Consider the following 16,752-nt stretch of genomic DNA (forward strand, 5'->3'; position numbering starts at 1 on the left):
GGGTGGGGGGATCGGTTGGCAGGGTTGGCCCCCCTCTTGGGCCTGTGGGCCCCCCCCCCCGAGACGGTGACGCCAGAGGTGTCCGCGTGCAGGCGGATGCCGCGCAGCTGGCGTCCGGTGAGCAGGGCGACCGTCGCGTGCCCCGCCTCGTGGACGATCGTGACGCCGTGCCGCACGACGCGGTAGCCGAGCGGCGACCAGGTGAGCAGCAGCGCGAGCGCGGCGATGACGAGGGAGCCGGTCAGGGTCGGCAGGCGCTGGCCGGTCGCCAGGACGTCCCAGATGTCGCGCACGCCGCAGTGAACCACGCCGGCCCGGGCGCCGGCTGAGAGGCAACCGGGGGGAACCGGGTCGCGCGGGATGGCGCACGAGCGGGCGTTGTCACAGGACCCAACTACGCTGGTGGCCGGGGAAGGCATGGAGCGCGCGGCCAGAAGGCGGCGCGCACGAACTCGGCGTGTGGAGGAGTGCTGCATGAGCAGGGCCACGGGAAGGACCAGGTCGGCTGGCGTCGTCGGTCTCCTCGCGCTCCTGCTCACCGTCACGACGGTGGTCGGTTCCCCGGCGCACGCACTCACCGGCGACGAGGACGACCTCGGTGCCAGGGCCCTCCGGGGCGACGGGTGGAGCACGCCGGTCGACCAACCGGTGGCCGTCACCCGCAGCCCTCCCGTCTTCCCGATGTCGCCGCCTCTGGACGCGCTCTACGCTCAGGAACCTGCCTACTACGACGACGGCTGCCACGTCCTGCGGGCCAGGACGACCCTGCTTCCGGGGTGCGTCTACGGCGACCCTGCGGGGGCGGTCGACGTCGCGGTGGTGGGGGACTCGAAGGTGGGCCAGCTCTTCCCTGCGCTGGAGGAGATCGCCCTCCGGGAGGGATGGCGGATGCGGATGTACACCAAGAGCGGCTGCGCGTTCGTCGACGTGCCGGACCCGGACTACCCCGAGTGCACCACCTACGACGAGAACCTCCTCGACCACCTGACGGCAGACCCGCCCGACCTCGTCCTCACCAGCGCGATGCGTCGGGACGTCGACGACGGCTACGTCCGGACGTGGCGGGCGCTGCGTCGGGCGGGTGTCGGTCAGGTCGTCGCGCTGTGGGACTCGCCGGGCCCCGAGGAGAACCCGGCCGAGTGTGTCGCCGACGCCCTCGAGTCGGGGACCGACCTCACCGACTGCGCGACCAGGCTGCCGGACGAGTCCAGCGGCAACCCGTCGCTGCGGACGGCCGCTGCCCGGGTCGACGGCGCGCACTTCGTCGACCTGCGCGAGTGGGTCTGCCCGGACACGTGGCTGAGCCCCCGGTGCCCCGCGGTCGTGGGCCGTGCCCAGGTCTACCGCGGGGGGTCGCACGTCACCGACAGCTATGCCGCGACGCTCACCGACCCGCTCCACCAACGACTCCACGAGATCGGCGTCGCGCGGTACCGCCCGAGCGTGGATCGCGTCGGCGGCGAGAACCGCTACGCCACCGCAGCCCTGCTGTCGCGGGACGTCGCCAGGCGCGCGCGGGTGTTCGTCGCGAGCGGTGAGGAGTATGCCGATGCACTCACCGCAGCGGCGCAGGCGGGTGCTGACGGGGGTGCGGTCCTGCTTACCCGGGGCACCACTGTCCCGGCGCCGGCGAGGGAGGCGCTCGCCAGGCTGCGGCCGAGCGAGATCGTGCTCGTCGGCGGGGAGCAGCGGATCCACGACGACGTGCTCGACGCGTTGCGGAGCTTCAGCCCGGACGTGCGACGGGTCTCGGGGACGGACCGCTACTCCACTGCGGCCGCGCTCGCGGGCCTCGACGGCTCGGCCCGGGGCGGCACGGTGTATGTCGCGACCGGCACCGACTTCCCGGACGCCCTCGCCGCGGCCGCCCAGGCGGGCCAGCACGACGCCCCGGTGCTGCTGGTCAAGCGTGATGCCGTCCCCCGGGTCACCGCCGCAGTCCTGCGCGAGCTGGCCCCGCGACGGGTCGTCGTCGCCGGAGGCCCCGCGTCCGTCTCGGACGGCGTCCTGTCCGAGCTGGCGACGGCGGTGCCGGGAGAGGTCGTCCGCAGGGGCGGGGTCAACCGCTACGAGACGGCAGTGGCGCTGGCCGAGGGGACGCCCGGAGGCAGGGTCGTGAACGTCGCGTCCGGCACGTCGTACGCGGACGTCGTCGAGCGGGGCCTCGTCCGTCTGGTGCGGTGACGGGCCGGTCGTGGGGTGGCTGTCCCTGTCGGTCGGGGCTACAGGTCGCCCAGGAGCCCGGAGGGGCGCTCGACCCGGTCGGCGACGTAGCGCAGGAAGCCGCCTGCCGTGCCCCCGTCGCAGACCCGGTGGTCGAAGGTGAAGGACAGCTGGGTGACCTTCCGCAGCCTGACCTTCCCCTTGTGCGCCCACGGCTTGTCGACGATCCGGCCGACGCCGAGCATCCCGGCCTCGGGGTGGTTGATGATCGGCGTGGAGCCGTCGACGCCGAAGACGCCGTAGTTGTTGAGCGTGAACGTGCCCCCGCTGAGCTCGGCCGGGCTGACCTTCCCGTCGCGGGCCCTCTCGGTGAGCTGGCGCAGGGCGACCGCCAGCTCGCCGGTGCTCATCGCGTCGGCGCCGTGGACGACCGGGACCACGAGGCCACGTGGCGACTGGGCGGCGAAGCTGAGGTTGACCCCGCCGTGGCGGACGATCTCCCCGGCGTCGAGGTCGACCGAGGCGTTGAGCTCGGGGTAGCGCGACAGTCCCGCCACGACGATGCGCGCGATCAGCGGCAGCACCCCGATGCGGGCGTCCGGGTGGGACTCGCGCAGCGCGTCCTTGAGCTTCATCAGGCGCGTCGCGTCGACGTCCACCCACGTCGTGGCGTCGGGGATCTCACGACGTGAACGGCTCAACCGCTCGACCATCACCCGTTGCACGCCCTGGATCGGCACCCGCACCTCTCGGCCGGCTGCCCGCGTCTCCGCCCGATGGGGCGCCTGCGTCTCCGACCGACCGGACGCCTGCGCCTCCACCCGACCGGACGCGTCGTGCTGCCCAGCCTCGCGCGCTGCCTCCAGGTCGACCCGCCGGATGACCCCGGTCGGTCCCGGCTTCACCTCCGCCAGGTCCAGCTGCCACTCGACGGCAAGCCGGCGCACCAACGGGGAGATGACCCGCACGGCCTCCCGCCCGCCGGTCGCCTCCGCCTGTGGGGTCGCATCGCCGCTGTCCGCCGCGTCCGGTCGGGAGGACGTGCGCCGCCGACCTCGTCGCCGCTCAGGGGCGTCACCCGCGCCGTAGCCGATCAGCGGACGCTCCGGCTGCTCGTCGACGCGAGCGCCGGCCTGCTCCTCGACGCGGTACGTCTCGGCGACCGTGCCATCATCCGCCCCGCCCACCGTGATCAGCGCCGAGCCGACGGCCAGCATCGTCCCCGGCTCGGCGTGCAGCTGCGCGACGACCCCCGCATAGGGGCACGGCACGTCCACGGACGCCTTGGCCGTCTCCACGGTCACGACCTCCTGGTCGACGCCGACCTCGTCCCCGACCTCGACGTGCCAGACCACGACCTCGGCCTCGGTCAGCCCCTCACCCAGGTCGGGCAGCCGGAAGACCTGGGCCGTCACGCGGACACCCCCTGGTCGGCACCGGCGCGCGTGAGGTCCGGCTCGTCGTCCCACTGCAGCCGCGCGATCGTGTCGAGGATCCGGTCGACGCCCGGCAGGTACGAGTGCTCGAGGATCGGCGGGGGATAGGGGATGTCCAGACCGCTCACCCGCAGCACCGGCGCCGCCAGCGAGTGGAAGCAGCGCTCCGACACCCGTGCCGCGACCTCGGCGCCCATCCCCGCGAAGCCCTGCGCCTCCGCGAGCACCACGGCACGTCCGGTCCTGCGCACCGACGCCATCACCGTCTCGTCGTCGAACGGCACGAGCGAGCGCAGGTCGATGACCTCGACGTCCCAGTCCTCCTCTGCCGCAGCGACCTCCGCGGCGCGCAGCGCGTTCGGCGCCTGGGGCCCGTAGGAGATGAGCGTGACGTCGGATCCCTTGCGCCGCACGACAGCCCGGCCTATCGGCTCGGTCCGTGCCGGCAGCTCGACGTCCGCCTTGGACCAGTAGAGCGACTTCGGCTCCATGAACACCACCGGGTCGTCCGACGCGATCGCCTCACGCAGCAGGCTGTAGGCGTCCGCCGGGGTCGACGGCGTCACCACGTGCAGCCCGGGCGTGTGCACGTAGTAGCCCTCCGACGAGTCGCAGTGGTGCTCCACCCCGCCGATGCCGCCCGCGTAGGGCACGCGGATCACCATCGGCATCGTCAGCCGCCCGCGCGTCCGGTTGCGCATCTTCGCCACGTGCGAGACGACCTGCTCGAACGCCGGGTAGCCGAACGCGTCGAACTGCATCTCGATGACCGGCCGGAAGCCCTGCATGCACAGCCCGACCGCGAAGCCGGCGATCCCCGCCTCCGCCAGCGGGGTGTCGAAGCACCGCTCCTCGCCGAAGTCCCTGGTCAGACCGTCGGTGATCCGGAAGACACCGCCGAGCTGGCCGACGTCCTCGCCCATGACCAGCACCCGCTCGTCCTCGGTCAGGGCGTCGCGGAGCGCCGCGTTGAGGGCCTGGGCGTATGTCGTGGGCCGGGTCATCGGGCCACCTCCTCGGTCTCGGGCCGGCTCGCCTCGTGCTCGGCGGCCAGCATCGCGGCCTGCTCGCGCAGCTGCGGGGTCGGCACGGCATACACGTGCTCGAACAGCTCCATCGGATCGACCTTCGGCTCGGCGTTCATGCGCGTGCGCAGGTCGCCGGCGAGCTCGTCCGCCTCGGCCCGGACCTCCTCGATCCGCGCCTCGTCGAGCGCCCCCTGCCCCACGAGGTAGGCCTGCAGCCGCACGATCGGGTCGCGCCCGGTCCACGCGTCGACCTCGTCGGGCGTGCGGTAGCGCGTCGCGTCGTCGGCGTTGGTGTGCGCCTCCATGCGGTAGGTGTGCGCCTCGATCAGGAACGGACCCTTCCCCGACCGGGCGTGCTGGTATGCCGCTCGCGTCACCGCGAGCACGGCGGCGGGGTCGTTCCCGTCCACCTGCTCGGCGCGCACGCCATACCCGATGCCCTTGTAGGACAGGGCAGGTGCCTTGGTCTGCTTGGCCAGCGGGACCGAGATCGCATAACCGTTGTTCTGGACGAGGTAGACCACGGGGGCGTTGAAGACCGCCGCGAAGTTGAGCCCCTCGTGGAAGTCGCCCTCCGACGTCGCGCCGTCCCCGACGAAGCAGAGCGCGACGCCGTCGGTCCCCTTGCGCCGCAGCCCGTCTGCGGCACCGGCGGCATGGACCGCCTGGGTCGCGAGGGGGGTGCACTGGGGGGCGGTGCGGGTCGAGACGGGGTCGTAGCCGCAGTGCCAGTCGCCGCGCAGCAGCGTCAGCACCTCGACCGGGTCGATCCCGCGGGTGACCAGCGCCATCGAGTCGCGGTAGGTCGGGAAGAACCAGTCGGCCTCCTCCAGCGCCAGCACCGGCGCGACCTGGCAGGCGTCCTGGCCGTGCGCGGAGGGGTAGACCGCGAGCCGTCCCTGCTTGGTCAGCGCGGTGGCCTGGGCGTCGAAGCGACGGCCGATGACCATCCCGCGCCAGACGGCCAGCAGGTCATCTGTCGAGGGCATGGCGTACCCGCGCCCTGCGGCCTCGGGGGACGGGTCGACCCGCGTCCCGTCGGGGTCCAGGAAGCGGACGGGCTGCGGGCAGGGCAGCAGCGCGCCGGGGTCGGTCAGCGGGCCGGTTTCACTCATCGTCGAGTCCTCACGAGCAGAGACGTTCGTCTCCCATATGGTCGCGCAGCCGGGACGCATCAGGCGCATCGACCGGTCAGGTGAAGACGTCTGGCACGATGGAGGGATGAACGAGGACGGTCCGTCTGCTGTGACCCAGCCCACTGGCGACGCGGTGAGACAGGTGGCCAGCGTCGACGACACGGACCGCGCGATCATCGCCGCGCTGCGGGCCGACGGCCGGCTCTCGGTCCGGGCGCTCGCCGAGCAGGTCCACATCTCGCGCGCCAACGCCTACGCGCGGCTCGAGCGGCTGCAGCGCGACGGCGTGATCACCGGCTTCACCGTCACCGTCGACCCGGACCGGCTCGGCCTCAACACCTCGGCCTTCGTCTCCGTCAGCATCGAGCAGGACAGCTGGCGCTCCGTCGCCCGCGCGCTGTCCGAGCTCCCGGGCGTCGAGCGCGTGGCGCTGGTGGGAGCCGAGTTCGACATGCTCGTCCAGGTCCGCGCGCACGACAACCACGAGCTCCGTGACACCGTCCTCGGCCGCATCCAGGCCCTGCCCGGCGTGCGCGCCACCCGCACCTGGCTGATCTTCGACGAGTGGACGACCTGAGCGACCCGCCCGGCGGGAGGGATCGTCCTTGTGATCTGCGTCCTTCCTCCTACGGTTGATCCATGGCGCTGAACATCGACGACGCTGAGACGGAGCGACTCGCCCGTCAACTGGCCGGGGCGACCGGGGAGACGATCACCGTGGCAACACGCCGGGCCCTCGACGAGCGGCTGCGACGCGTGATGGCCTGCGAGGGGGTGGCGGACACGGCGGCGCATCTTCGTGACGTCATCACGCGTGGACGGGCGCGAACCAATCTCGACGACCGGTCCGGTGACGAGATTCTGGGCTACGACTCTGAAGGATTGCCGACGTCCTGATGCTCTGACCCACCGTAGGAGTGCCGCGGCTCAGTCCGGCTCCTCCGCCGTGAACCGCGCGCCCACGAACCGCTCCCGCCACCAGCTGACCTCCGGCACGACCAGGGCGGGGTCACCCGCCGGGTACAGGGCCCGCGCCACGAAGCCACCCCGCCCCGACGAGAGCGCCTCGCTGGGAGCGGGACCCAGAGGCGGGAGGCGAGGTATGCGGTCACGCGCCCAGGTCTTCCCACACCAACGGCGTCACGGTCCCCGTCTCCCAGTCGTGCCGCAGGATGCCGTAGGCCACCGACGCGACCGGACGCCCGCCCTCGACCGGCCACCCCTCCCGGTAGTGCGCCTCCTTGAGCCAGCCGCAGCGCAGGAACGCGCGCCGCATCGGCACGTTGTCCTCGCGCGTCTGCCCCTCGAACCGGTTGACCTCGGGCATCGTCCCGAAGACGAGGTCGGTGGCCGCGCCCAGCACCTCGGACGCGAGGCCGCGGCCCCGGAAGGGTGCGTCGAGGCGCAGGTCGAACAACGGAGCGTCGTCGCTGAGGTCCTCGAGCCGGAAGAACCCGACCCGCCCGAGCTCGTCGTGCTCCAGCCAGAAGGAGTCGTTGTCCTCGTCGCGGTAGGCCCCCTCGGCGATCCACGACTCGACCTGCGTCCGGCTCGGGCTCGGCACGGTGTGGAACGGGAACTCGTTGCGCGTCATGAAGTCGACGAGCGCCTCCCGGTCGGTGTCCTCAGGGTCCAGTCGCACCAGGGTGATCGGCATTCCCAGACGCTAGCGGCACGCGGTCGCGCGGGCGACCGACCTTGTCCACAGGCGGACGTATGACATCTGTATGACACGGCGCTACCGTTGCATCATGGCCATCGTGAACGTACGCATCTCCGGTGAGGCAGAGCAGGCCCTGGCCGAGCTGACGGCGGACGGCACCAGCACCTCGGAGGCGGTGCGTCGGGCGCTGCTGGATGCTGTGCAGCTCCGTCGTCGCGAGGAGATGCGCCTGGACGCCAGGCGGGCCATGGCCGACCCGGCCGACCGGGAGGCCGTGCGTCGCGCGATGGAGGAGTGGTCCGATGTGGATCAGGGGTGACGTCTACGACGTCCCTGCACCGAGGGGGGCTCACGGCCACGAGCAACGGGGTGCGCGGCTGGGGGTCGTGGTCCAGTCGGACGATCTGGCGCTGTCGACCGTCGTGCTGGCGCCGACGTCTCGCTCTGCCCCACCCAGAGCGTTCCGACCCGAGATCACGATTGCCGGCGAGAGCACCTGCGTCCTGGTCGAGCAGCTGCGCACGATCGACGTGAGCCGACTGGGCCGTCTTGTCGGGCACCTGGGGAGGGACGACCAGCGTGCAGTCGACCGGGCCCTCGAACTGGTGCTGGCGCTCGATCTCCGGTGAGGCTCGTCCGGCTCAGCCGACCCACACCTGCTCGGGCAGCGGGTGCGACAGGAAGTGGCTCATCGCCTGCGTGGACGCATAGGCCCCCGCCTGCCCGAACACCACGAGGTCGCCCGGCCCCAGGTCCACCGGCAGCTCGCCGACGCCCACCCGGTCCAGCGACGTGCACAGCGGCCCCGCCAGCGTGGTCGTCGCCCGCGCACCGGGCACGACCCCGACACCCGCCCGCACCACGATCACCGGGAACGACTGGCCGGTCAGCAGCGGTCGCAGCAGGTGGTTGATCCCGCCCTGCAGCATCGCGAAGCGCTCGCCGCGTGACTCCTTGACCCGGACGACGCGCGCGCAGTAGACCCCGGTCGGCGCCGACAGCCACCGTCCGGGCTCGAGCAGCAGCTCCCCGGTGAACCAGGCGTTCTCCTCCAGCACCCGACCCAGCCCCGCACCCAGGGCGCGGACGTCGAGGGAGGGCTCGGACTCGGCATACCTGACCCCGAGCCCGCCACCGACGTCGACGAGGTCCAGCGGCGTGCCGAGCAGCTGCTGGAGGGTGCGGCCGATGCGCATCGCGGTGCGGTGGTTGGTGAGCAGGCGGCCGGCGTCGAGCTCGTTGCTCGCGGCGAAGACCTGCAGGCCGACGATCCGCACGCGAGGGTATGCCGTGGCCTCCTCGACGAACGCCGCCAGTTCCTCCTCGTCCACGCCGAACGCGCTCGGGCCGCCGCCGCCGATGATCGTCGCGGTCTCGGTCACGCCGCCGAGCGGGTTGACGCGCACGTTGACGGAGAGCGGGCGGGCCCCGGTATGGAGCTCGTGCAGGCGCGCGAGGTCCTCGATCCCGTCGACCTGGATCCGGGCGTGGGCGAAGAGGGCGGCCTGCAGGTCGCGCTCGGACTTGGCCGGGCCGGCGACGACCATGCCCTCGCCGGTGCCGCCCGCCGCGAGCACGGCCGACACCTCGCCGGCCGACGCGCAGTCGAACCACGCACCCTCGGCGGCGAACGTCTCGAGCAGCGGCAGGCCGGGGTTGGACTTCACGGCGTAGGCGAGCCGGACGCGGGCGGGGAGCGCGGCCCGGAGGAGGCGATATCGGCGCCGTGCCTCGTCGACGTCGTAGGCGAAGAACGGGTCGCGGTGGGCGTCGCCCAGCTCGAGCAGCCGCTCCTCGTCGAAGGCGAACAGGTCGGTCGTCGCAGCGGTCAGGATCATGCCTTCCACCAGGGCGCGAGGCGCGCCAGGCCTTCCTCGAGCTCGGCGAGCGGGCCGCCGAGGCTGACCCGCAGCCAGCCTGCGCCGCCCGGTCCGAACGCGTCGCCGGGCACGGTCGTGACCCGGCTCTCGTCGCGCAGGCGCAGCGCGAAGCCGGTCGTGTCCTGCGGGGGTATGCCGTCCGGCAGTGGCAGCCACAGGTAGAAGCCCGCGCGGGCACCCCCGTCGACCGGACGCGTCGTGGTGCCGCTCCGGACCCCGACCGGACGCGTCGTGGTGCCGCTCCGGACGCCGAGGAGCCGCGGCGCCACCCGTTCCGCCGTCGCCCACCGCCGACGCACGTGCTCACGCGCCTCGGCCAGCACCTCGGCAGACGCGCGGAGCAGCGCGAGGGCGGCGTCCTGCGACGGTCGGGCAGCAGCGGTGGTCATGGCGTTGTGGACCACGCGCGCGGGGGCGAGCACGTCGGGGGAGCCGACCGCCCAGCCCACGCGCAGGCCCGGAGCGCCCCAAGCCTTGCTGACCGACCCGAGCACGACGCCCGCGTCGATGTCGCACACGTCGTGCAGCCCGGCGGGCCGCTCGTCGAGGTACAGCTCGCGGTAGACCTCGTCGCTCACGAGCACCACCCCCCGCCGGGCACAGGCTTCGGCGACGGTCGCGAGGGCGGCGGCGGTCGCCATACCTCCGGTGGGGTTGGCCGGGTGGTTGACCACGACGACCGACGTCTCCGGGTGGGTGTCGAGGGCGGCGACGACGTGCGCGGCGTCCAGCGACCAGTCGTCCGCGAGCCGGTAGCCCACCGCCCGCGCCTGGCACAGCTGCGCGAGCGAGAGGTAGGAGACGAAGCCGGGGTCCGGCACGAGCACCGTCCCGCCGACCTCCACGTGCGACTGGAAGAGGGCGAAGAGGGCCGCCTGGCTGCCGGAGGTGACCGTGACCTGGTCCGGGCGGACCTCGACGGTCCGGGTTCCCGAGCGACCGTGCCACGCCGCGACCGCGTCGACCAGCTCGGGGCGCGACCCGTTTTGCCCGTAGGGCAGGGCACCGACGGCCGCGCCGACCTCGGCCAGCGCCTCGCGCGCAACATCGGGCAGCGGCCAGCCGGGCTCGCCGAGGGCCAGGCTGATCGTCCCCTCGGGGGCGCCGACGGCCATGCGTCGGATGGGTGAGACGGCCAGGCCGCTCACCCGTCGGGCGGGGCTCACCGCAACGACTCCTCGAGGACGGTGGCGGCGTCGGTGGAGAAGTCGCGGTACTTGACGACGACCGGCGCGTAGAGCGAGAGCCCCAGCACCGTGCCGTAGTCACCCTTGGCGGGACGCGAGCCGGGCACGACGACGGCTCCCTCCGGCACCTCGCCCCGGTGCTCGGTCTGCTCGACGAGGTCGTAGATGGTGGTCCCCGCCGTCAGCACCACGCCGGGAGCCAGCACGGCGCGCGAGCGCACGACCACGCCCTCGTAGAGCCCGCACTGCGCCCCCACGAAGACGTCGTCCTCGACGACGACCGGCCGCGCGCCGACCGGCTCGAGCACGCCGCCGAGCTGGACGGCGGTCGACAGGTGCACGCCCGTGCCGACCTGCGCGCACGAGCCGACGAGCACGTGGCTGTCGACCATCGAGCCCGCCCCGACGTGCCCGCCGACGTTGACATAGGTGGGCGGCATCACGACGACACCGGGCGCCAGGTGCGCGCCGCGCCGGACCGACGTCCCGCCGGGCACGATCCGCACCCCGTCGCCGAGCCCGAGGTGCCGCGCGGGCACGAGCGACCTGTCGACCGCGCCGCCCGGCCAGTCCAGCTCGACGGTCTCGCTGTGCCGGAACGCGGCGAGTATGCCGTGCTTCACCCACGCGTGCGCGCGCCAGGTGCCGGAGGGGTCCCGGGTGGCGGCGCGGACGCTGCCGTCCTCGAGCCCGGTGAGCAGCTCCTCGATGCGCTCGATCGTCTCCCGCTCGGAGGCCGTCGCGCCGGCCGCCGCGTCGGAGAAGAAGGCTTCGAGGGGGGACGGCTCGGGTGTCGCCGCCGAGGGACTCGCCGAGGGGGGAGCGCTCGCGTCGTCCACGCTCACGTCGTCCACGCTCACGTCCACCGTGCTCGCGTCGACCGTGCTCACGACGCGAGCCCGACGAGCCGCTCGGCGATGCGCGTGCTGCGGCGCGACAGCTGCAGCCCGGCGAGCGCCTGCTGCACGCGGGTCCAGGTGGCGGGCTCGGCGGGCGACAGCGGCAGCCGGACGTGCGCGGTCGCCAGGCCGAGGCTGGCGATCGCGGCCTTCACCGGCACCGGGTTCGTCTCGACGAACATCGCCTCCATCAGCGGCGCCAGCAGCGCGAACGTCTGCCGCGCCGCCGCGGTCCGGTCGGTCAGCGCGGCGTCGACCATGCGACGCGTCTCGACCGGCGCCACGTTGGCCACGACCGACACGAGCCCCTGGGCGCCCACGGCGACCGAGGCCACGGCCAGGTCGTCGTCGCCGGCGAGGACGGCCCGGCCCTCGGGCGCCTCCTGGCACAGCCGGGCGATCTGCCGGAGGTCGCCCGACGACTCCTTGAGCCCGACCACCTGGTCGACCGCCCAGATGAGCCGCATCGCCTCGGGGGTGATGTTGCAGCCGGTGCGCCCCGGCACGTTGTAGGCGACGACCGGCGTCCCCGGCACCGCCTCCGCGACGGCACGGAAGTGCGCGACCAGCCCGCTGACCTGTGGCTTGTTGTAGAACGGGGTGACGACCAGCAGCGCGTCGGCCCCGGCCGCGACCGACTCGACGGCCAGCCGGCACGCGTGCTCGGTGTCGTTGGCGCCGACGCCCACGACGACCGGCACGCCGCCGGCGAGCTCGACGGCGTGGCGCACCAGCGCGTGCCGCTCGACGTCGGTGACGGTCGCGGCCTCTCCCGTCGAGCCGAGCACGACGAGCCAGTCGACGCCCAGCCCGCCGGCGAGCACGTGCTCGACGAGCCGCGCGAACGCCGGGTGGTCGACCTCCGGCTTTCGCGGGCCACCCGTCGCGTCGGTTCCGCTGGCGAACGGGGTCGCGAGGGCGACGCCGAGACCGGTCAGGGGCGAGAGGGTGGCGGTGCTGGACATCGGGATGCCTTTCCTGCGAGGGGTGCGGGGCGCCTCAGGCGACCGCGGCCGGCGCGGCTGCGCCGGGTCGGGGACGGGGGGTGGGGGTGGTGCTGCCCAGCAGACCGGCCAGGTGCTCGGCCGCCAGGTCGTCGAGGGTGTAGACGCCCCGCTCCGGGCGGGCGGCCAGCCACGCGGCGGCGCTCAGCGCGCCGCTGGCGAACAGGTCGGGGCTGTGCGCGGTGTGCCGCAGCGTGATGGTCTCCAGCTCGGAGGACGCGACGACCTCGTGGTCGCCCACGACAAAGCCGATCCGCAGGCTGGTCGTCTGCACGTCGGCGGCGTCGCGGCCGGCGCCCGCCGCCAGCGACGCGCGCAGCGTCAGCGCGGTGCCGCTCGGGGCGTCGACCTTGTGCCGGTGGTGGGTGTCGGTGACGGCGAGGTCCACCGGGACCGGCGCGTGCGCGGCATACCCGCCGAGGACCCGCGCCAGCCGGCTGACGAGGGCGACGCCGAGGGAGAAGTTGGGTGCGACCAGCACGGGCACCGACGGCGCGACCGGCAGCAGCGCGGCGTCCCAGCCGGTGGTGCCGACGACGAGCGCGGTGCCGGTGCGCTGCGCCCACGCGAGGTGGCCGGCGACCGCGGCGGCGTGGCTGACGTCGACGGCCACATCGACGGCCGTGCCGGGGACCTCGCCCCGGCCGACCGACCAGACGACGTCGACGTCGTCCCGGCCGTCGGCGGCGGCCCGGATCGCCGAGCCGAGGCGTCCGGTGCCGAGGAGTCCGAGAGAGAGGGGCACACCACGAGTATGCCGCTGCTCGCGCCGGTCAGGATGGGGTGTTTGTGCAGGTCAGACGCTGTTTCCTGCCGCCAGCTCCGGGGGCGGGACGATCTCCTGCCGCGCCGACCCCGCGGGGTCGTGGTCGTCCGGTGGGAGGGGACAAAGTTGGTACGGGCGGTCTGGGGACGGCGGAGGTCCTCGGACGACGTGCTGAGGCCGTCTGGGCGGCGGCGGCCGGCGACTCAGGGCCGCACGAGCCCCGACCGGTAGGCCACGGCGACGAGCTGGGCGCGGTCGCGGGAGCCGGTCTTCATGAGCAGCCGGGAGATGTGCGTCTTGACGGTGGCCTCGGAGACGAACAGCCGGGTGGCGAGCTCGGTGTTGCTCGGGCCGTCGCCCATCAGCCGCAGCACCTCGACCTCGCGCGGGGACAGGTTGTCGAGGCTGGGACGGCCCCGGTGGTCGAGCGGCAGCGTCGCGCGCAGGGTGTCGATGACCTTGCCGGCGACGTTGGGGTCGATCCAGGACCCGCCGTTCGCGATCCGGCGGACGGCGCGCACGAGGTCCGTGGGGGCGGCGTGCTTGAGCATGTATCCCGACGCCCCCGCCCGCAGCGCACCGTAGAGCGCGTCGTCGTGGTCGAAGGTGGTGAGCACCAGCACGGTCGTCAGGTGGTCGTGGTTGTGGTTGTGGTTGCCGTCGTGGTTGTGGTCGTGCTGGTGATCGGTGATGCGGCGGGTGGCCTCGATGCCGTCCATCCCGGGCATCCGGATGTCCATGAGCACGACGTCGGGACGGTCACGATGGGTGACGGCGACGGCCTCGACGCCGTTCGCGACGGTGGCCACCACCGTCATGTCCGGCTCGGCGTCGACCATCATCGCCAGGCCGTCGCGCACGTGCGTCTGGTCGTCGGCGATGACCACGCGGATCTCGTTGTCGCCCGGTGTCGGGGTCACCGGACGGCCTCCTGCCGCGAGGGGACGGGCGTCAGCGGCAGCACGGCCGTGGTGACGAACTCGTGGTCGACCCAGCCGGCGTCGAACGTGCCGCCCACCAGCTCGACGCGCTCGCGCAGGCCCGTCAGCCCCGCACCGCCGCTGGGCGGCCGCGTGTCGACGGTGCCCGGGGGACCCGCCGCGTCGTGCCCGCGACGGGACCGCACCTGCAGCTGCAGCCGCTCCGCGCCCCAGGTCAGGTAGAGGTCCACGACCGCCCCGCGCCCGCCGTGCTTCATCGCGTTGGTGAACGACTCCTGCGCGAGGCGGTAGGCCGCGATCTGCACCGAGGGGTCCAGCTCGACCGGGGTGCCGCTCACGTGCACCTGGACGGTCAGGCCGCTCTGCCGGGTCAGGGTGACGAGGTGGGTGACGTCGAGGTCGGTCGCGGTGGTGGCCGGCTCTCCCACCGGCGCCGGTCCCGACCCGGGCGCCCGCGACGTCGGGACCTCCTCGCGCAGCGTCCCCAGCAGCCGGTGCAGCTCTCGCATGCTCTGCGCGCCGGTCGTCTCGATCGTGGCCAGCGCCCGCTCGACCGTCTCCAGCCGCGCGTCGGACTCCGGCCCCACCAGCCGGTGGGTGATCGCTCGGGCCCCCGCCGCCTGCATCATCATCGCGCTGACCGAGTGGGCGAGGATGTCGTGCAGCTCCCGGGCGATGCGCCGCCTCTCCTCCTCGGCCGCCTCGGAGTGGCGCGACAGGAGCTCGTCGCGCAGCTCGCCCACCCGCGCCGACGAGGCGTGCTCGCGCCTCCCGAGGAGCCAGACGATCGTCGCGATCATCCCGACGATCACCAGGGCCAGGGAGGTGCTGCCCCACTGCTCCTGCTTGACCCACGTCGCCGCGAGGAGAGCCACCAGCCCGACGCCCAGCGCGTGGTAGGCGTGGAGGCGGGGGAGGACGGCGGCGGCGGTGTAGAGCGCCACCATCGGCCCGAGGATCGGCTGGGCCCAGTCGTGGGAGAAGGCCAGGACGAACCCCAGCAGCGAGATCCACGTCAGCACCGGGAGCGGGTGCCTCATGCGCAGCAGGAGCGGGGCGTAGGCCAGCGTCATCAGGACGACCGTCTGGGTGAGCGTGGTGTCCCAGCGGCCGAAGACCTCCCAGTGGTGACCGTCCTGCTCCTCGACGGGCGGGACGACCATGAGCAGGTCGACCATCAGAGCCAGCAGGGTGAGCCCGACGAAGGTGAGCGTGGCGCGGTCCGGCGAGCGGACGAACGTGGAACGGCGCAGCGACCCGGGCGTCACGAGGGGTTGGGGCTCGGCGCGCGGGGGATGGCGCAGCGTCGGTCCGTCCTCGGCCATCCGTCGTCCTTCCGTCACCGGCATGTCTACCCGACAGCAGTGTGGCTCAACGGACCTGGGGTCGCACCTTGTCGCGCCTTGCGGCGCGGCGCCCGGGCCGGGGCCCTTACGGAAGATATGTTGCTCGTCCCTGTCGCCCCCTGCCGCGACAGGGACGAGCGCGCAACGTGGAGCCGTGCGGCAGGCCTCCCCAGACCGGCCACCACGGCCGCCTGAGGGCGACGTCGCACTGGCACCTGTTGGGTGTTGGCACGCGGTGCGGTCCGTCCGACGCCTTCACGGGTATGCGGTCGAACTCCGTGGTTGCACCATCATTCTGGGCGCCACCTGGGACGCTGTCGTCATCCTTGGGGTTGATTTATGGGACGACCTGAGTCGCACGCGACAGTCCGGCCCGGCCCACGGGCAGGGCCCGGCAGCGCCCGGCAGCGCGTCCGCCCGTGTGGAATGCTGGCCCCAGCACCGTCCGACGGTCGGCCCCGGTGCCCCGACGCAGTGGAGGAGAGTCGCATGGAGCGGGTGCAGGTCGAGGTCGACACCGAGGGCACGGGTCGGGGCACGATCATCCGCTACGGGCACTGGGGACGGCCCATGCTCGTCTTCCCGTCCGAGGCCGGACGCGCCTGGGACTTCGAGAACAACGGCATGATCGACGCGATCGCGCACCTCATCGAGGGCGGCCGGCTCAAGGTCTACGCCGTCGACGCCATCGACCACCTCACCTGGTCCGACAGCTCGTTGTCCACGGAGGAGCGCGCCCGGCGGCACACGGCATACGAGCGGTGGATCCTCGACACCGTGGTCCCGCGCATCGACGCGGACTCCCCGGGGCACCACGGCATCGTCACCACGGGCTGCAGCATGGGCGCCTACCACGCGGTCAACTCCGGGCTGAAGCGCCCCGACGTCTTCCCCGTCGCGATCGGGCTGTCCGGCAACTACGACACGACGTCCTGGCACGGGTGGGGCGAGATGGGGGAGGCGACCTACTTCGCGAACCCCTGCGCCTACGTCCCCGGGATGGAGGGCAGCCACCTCGACTGGGTGCGGGCGCACGCCAACATCCTGCTGGTCGTCGGGCAGGGCGCCTTCGAGGTGCACCCGACCCGGTCCTTGCCCGGCGCGCACCAGCTGGCGGACCTGCTGTCACAGAAGGACATCCCGCACGAGCTCGACCTGTGGGGCCACGACAGCGCCCACGACTGGCCGTGGTGGCGCAAGCAGCTGGCCCACCACCTGCCCCGGTTCTGCTGAGGCCGCGCGGCGGGGGGGGGGGGGGGGGGGCACACCGGCCCCCCAACCAAAAACCCATCCCCCCGCCTCC

18 protein-coding genes are annotated in these 16,752 nt (G+C 73.3%); 6 read left to right on the forward strand and 12 right to left on the reverse strand.

Annotated elements, in window-relative coordinates; translation table 11 throughout:
• A partial coding sequence (locus tag ACI3ET_RS06085) for a M50 family metallopeptidase (protein WP_405032093.1) occupies positions 1-293 on the reverse strand: 293 nt, incomplete at its 3' end.
• Positions 294-474: 181 nt separating this feature from the next.
• On the opposite strand from ACI3ET_RS06085, the gene ACI3ET_RS06090 reads away from it, so the two are divergent.
• Positions 475-2,184, forward strand: coding sequence for a cell wall-binding repeat-containing protein (locus ACI3ET_RS06090; RefSeq protein WP_405032094.1), 1,710 nt, complete (start codon positions 475-477; stop codon positions 2,182-2,184).
• Between the two features lie 38 nt (positions 2,185-2,222).
• Here the strand turns inward: ACI3ET_RS06090 and ACI3ET_RS06095 are convergent, their stop codons facing one another.
• From ACI3ET_RS06095 to pdhA, 3 genes are read right to left on the reverse strand one after another with little or no spacing between them, the layout of a single operon-like run.
• The gene (locus ACI3ET_RS06095; RefSeq protein WP_405032095.1) at positions 2,223-3,578 is read right to left on the reverse strand and encodes a dihydrolipoamide acetyltransferase family protein; all 1,356 of its coding nucleotides are present in this window, start codon (positions 3,576-3,578) and stop codon (positions 2,223-2,225) included.
• On the reverse strand, positions 3,575-4,603 hold the full coding sequence (locus tag ACI3ET_RS06100) for an alpha-ketoacid dehydrogenase subunit beta (RefSeq protein WP_405032096.1): 1,029 nt from the start codon (positions 4,601-4,603) through the stop codon (positions 3,575-3,577). Before ACI3ET_RS06100 ends, ACI3ET_RS06095 begins: the two co-directional genes overlap by 4 nt.
• A complete protein-coding gene (pdhA, locus tag ACI3ET_RS06105; RefSeq protein WP_405032097.1) occupies positions 4,600-5,742 on the reverse strand; it encodes a pyruvate dehydrogenase (acetyl-transferring) E1 component subunit alpha in 1,143 nt (380 codons plus the stop codon). The genes ACI3ET_RS06100 and pdhA overlap by 4 nt, the downstream gene beginning before the upstream one ends.
• 130 nt (positions 5,743-5,872) lie before the next feature.
• Here pdhA and ACI3ET_RS06110 point away from each other — a divergent pair, with 130 nt between their 5' ends.
• Entirely contained in the window at positions 5,873-6,340 is a 468-nt protein-coding gene (locus tag ACI3ET_RS06110) for an Lrp/AsnC family transcriptional regulator (protein ID WP_405032098.1), read from the forward strand.
• A gap of 62 nt (positions 6,341-6,402) precedes the next feature.
• Positions 6,403-6,660 (forward strand): type II toxin-antitoxin system VapB family antitoxin, encoded by a 258-nt coding sequence (locus ACI3ET_RS06115; RefSeq protein ID WP_405032099.1) that lies wholly within the window; start codon positions 6,403-6,405, stop codon positions 6,658-6,660.
• A 211-nt stretch (positions 6,661-6,871) separates the two neighbouring features.
• Here the strand turns inward: ACI3ET_RS06115 and ACI3ET_RS06120 are convergent, their stop codons facing one another.
• Complete coding sequence (locus tag ACI3ET_RS06120; RefSeq protein WP_405032100.1) at positions 6,872-7,420, reverse strand: GNAT family N-acetyltransferase; 549 nt, start codon at positions 7,418-7,420, stop codon at positions 6,872-6,874.
• Between the two features lie 94 nt (positions 7,421-7,514).
• Between ACI3ET_RS06120 and ACI3ET_RS06125 the strand changes: the two genes are divergently transcribed.
• A complete protein-coding gene (locus tag ACI3ET_RS06125; RefSeq protein ID WP_405032101.1) occupies positions 7,515-7,745 on the forward strand; it encodes a hypothetical protein in 231 nt (76 codons plus the stop codon).
• Positions 7,729-8,055: a type II toxin-antitoxin system PemK/MazF family toxin gene (locus ACI3ET_RS06130; protein ID WP_405032102.1), complete on the forward strand. Its 327-nt coding sequence runs from the start codon at positions 7,729-7,731 to the stop codon at positions 8,053-8,055. Before ACI3ET_RS06125 ends, ACI3ET_RS06130 begins: the two co-directional genes overlap by 17 nt.
• A 12-nt stretch (positions 8,056-8,067) precedes the next feature.
• On the opposite strand, the gene ACI3ET_RS06135 is transcribed toward ACI3ET_RS06130, so the two are convergent.
• From ACI3ET_RS06135 to ACI3ET_RS06165, 7 genes are all read right to left on the reverse strand, one after another.
• A complete protein-coding gene (locus ACI3ET_RS06135; RefSeq protein ID WP_405032103.1) occupies positions 8,068-9,264 on the reverse strand; it encodes an alanine racemase in 1,197 nt (398 codons plus the stop codon).
• Positions 9,261-10,472 (reverse strand): pyridoxal phosphate-dependent aminotransferase, encoded by a 1,212-nt coding sequence (locus tag ACI3ET_RS06140; RefSeq protein WP_405032104.1) that lies wholly within the window; start codon positions 10,470-10,472, stop codon positions 9,261-9,263. Before ACI3ET_RS06140 ends, ACI3ET_RS06135 begins: the two co-directional genes overlap by 4 nt.
• Positions 10,469-11,383: a 2,3,4,5-tetrahydropyridine-2,6-dicarboxylate N-succinyltransferase gene (locus ACI3ET_RS06145; protein WP_405032105.1), complete on the reverse strand. Its 915-nt coding sequence runs from the start codon at positions 11,381-11,383 to the stop codon at positions 10,469-10,471. Before ACI3ET_RS06145 ends, ACI3ET_RS06140 begins: the two co-directional genes overlap by 4 nt.
• Positions 11,380-12,357 carry a 4-hydroxy-tetrahydrodipicolinate synthase gene (gene dapA, locus ACI3ET_RS06150; RefSeq protein WP_405032106.1) on the reverse strand — a complete coding sequence of 326 codons (978 nt, stop codon included), beginning with the start codon at positions 12,355-12,357 and terminating at the stop codon, positions 11,380-11,382. The genes ACI3ET_RS06145 and dapA overlap by 4 nt, the downstream gene beginning before the upstream one ends.
• Positions 12,358-12,391: 34 nt before the next feature.
• Positions 12,392-13,141, reverse strand: a complete 750-nt coding sequence (locus ACI3ET_RS06155) for a 4-hydroxy-tetrahydrodipicolinate reductase (protein ID WP_405032108.1) — start codon at positions 13,139-13,141, stop codon at positions 12,392-12,394.
• Between the two features lie 224 nt (positions 13,142-13,365).
• Positions 13,366-14,082 (reverse strand): response regulator transcription factor, encoded by a 717-nt coding sequence (locus ACI3ET_RS06160; protein WP_405032109.1) that lies wholly within the window; start codon positions 14,080-14,082, stop codon positions 13,366-13,368.
• Positions 14,079-15,428 (reverse strand): sensor histidine kinase, encoded by a 1,350-nt coding sequence (locus ACI3ET_RS06165; RefSeq protein WP_405032110.1) that lies wholly within the window; start codon positions 15,426-15,428, stop codon positions 14,079-14,081. The genes ACI3ET_RS06160 and ACI3ET_RS06165 overlap by 4 nt, the downstream gene beginning before the upstream one ends.
• A gap of 510 nt (positions 15,429-15,938) precedes the next feature.
• Here ACI3ET_RS06165 and ACI3ET_RS06170 point away from each other — a divergent pair.
• Positions 15,939-16,682, forward strand: a complete 744-nt coding sequence (locus ACI3ET_RS06170) for an esterase family protein (protein WP_405032111.1) — start codon at positions 15,939-15,941, stop codon at positions 16,680-16,682.
• The last annotated feature ends 70 nt before the right edge of the window (positions 16,683-16,752 follow it).

Origin of the sequence: Ornithinimicrobium jinqii, assembly GCF_045032595.1 — a bacterium.
Lineage (GTDB): Bacteria > Actinomycetota > Actinomycetes > Actinomycetales > Dermatophilaceae > Ornithinicoccus.

Excerpts from the sequence above, each read along its gene's own strand:
- ACI3ET_RS06170 (WP_405032111.1), top strand. The coding sequence starts at position 15,939 with ATGGAGCGGGTGCAGGTCGAGGTCGACACCGAGGGCACGGGTCGGGGC.
- pdhA (WP_405032097.1), bottom strand. The coding sequence starts at position 5,742 with ATGAGTGAAACCGGCCCGCTGACCGACCCCGGCGCGCTGCTGCCCTGC.
- ACI3ET_RS06100 (WP_405032096.1), bottom strand. The coding sequence starts at position 4,603 with ATGACCCGGCCCACGACATACGCCCAGGCCCTCAACGCGGCGCTCCGC.
- ACI3ET_RS06135 (WP_405032103.1), bottom strand. The coding sequence starts at position 9,264 with ATGATCCTGACCGCTGCGACGACCGACCTGTTCGCCTTCGACGAGGAG.
- ACI3ET_RS06120 (WP_405032100.1), bottom strand. The coding sequence starts at position 7,420 with ATGCCGATCACCCTGGTGCGACTGGACCCTGAGGACACCGACCGGGAG.
- ACI3ET_RS06090 (WP_405032094.1), top strand. The coding sequence starts at position 475 with ATGAGCAGGGCCACGGGAAGGACCAGGTCGGCTGGCGTCGTCGGTCTC.
- ACI3ET_RS06125 (WP_405032101.1), top strand. The coding sequence starts at position 7,515 with ATGGCCATCGTGAACGTACGCATCTCCGGTGAGGCAGAGCAGGCCCTG.
- ACI3ET_RS06130 (WP_405032102.1), top strand. The coding sequence starts at position 7,729 with ATGTGGATCAGGGGTGACGTCTACGACGTCCCTGCACCGAGGGGGGCT.
- ACI3ET_RS06115 (WP_405032099.1), top strand. The coding sequence starts at position 6,403 with ATGGCGCTGAACATCGACGACGCTGAGACGGAGCGACTCGCCCGTCAA.
- dapA (WP_405032106.1), bottom strand. The coding sequence starts at position 12,357 with ATGTCCAGCACCGCCACCCTCTCGCCCCTGACCGGTCTCGGCGTCGCC.
- ACI3ET_RS06165 (WP_405032110.1), bottom strand. The coding sequence starts at position 15,428 with ATGGCCGAGGACGGACCGACGCTGCGCCATCCCCCGCGCGCCGAGCCC.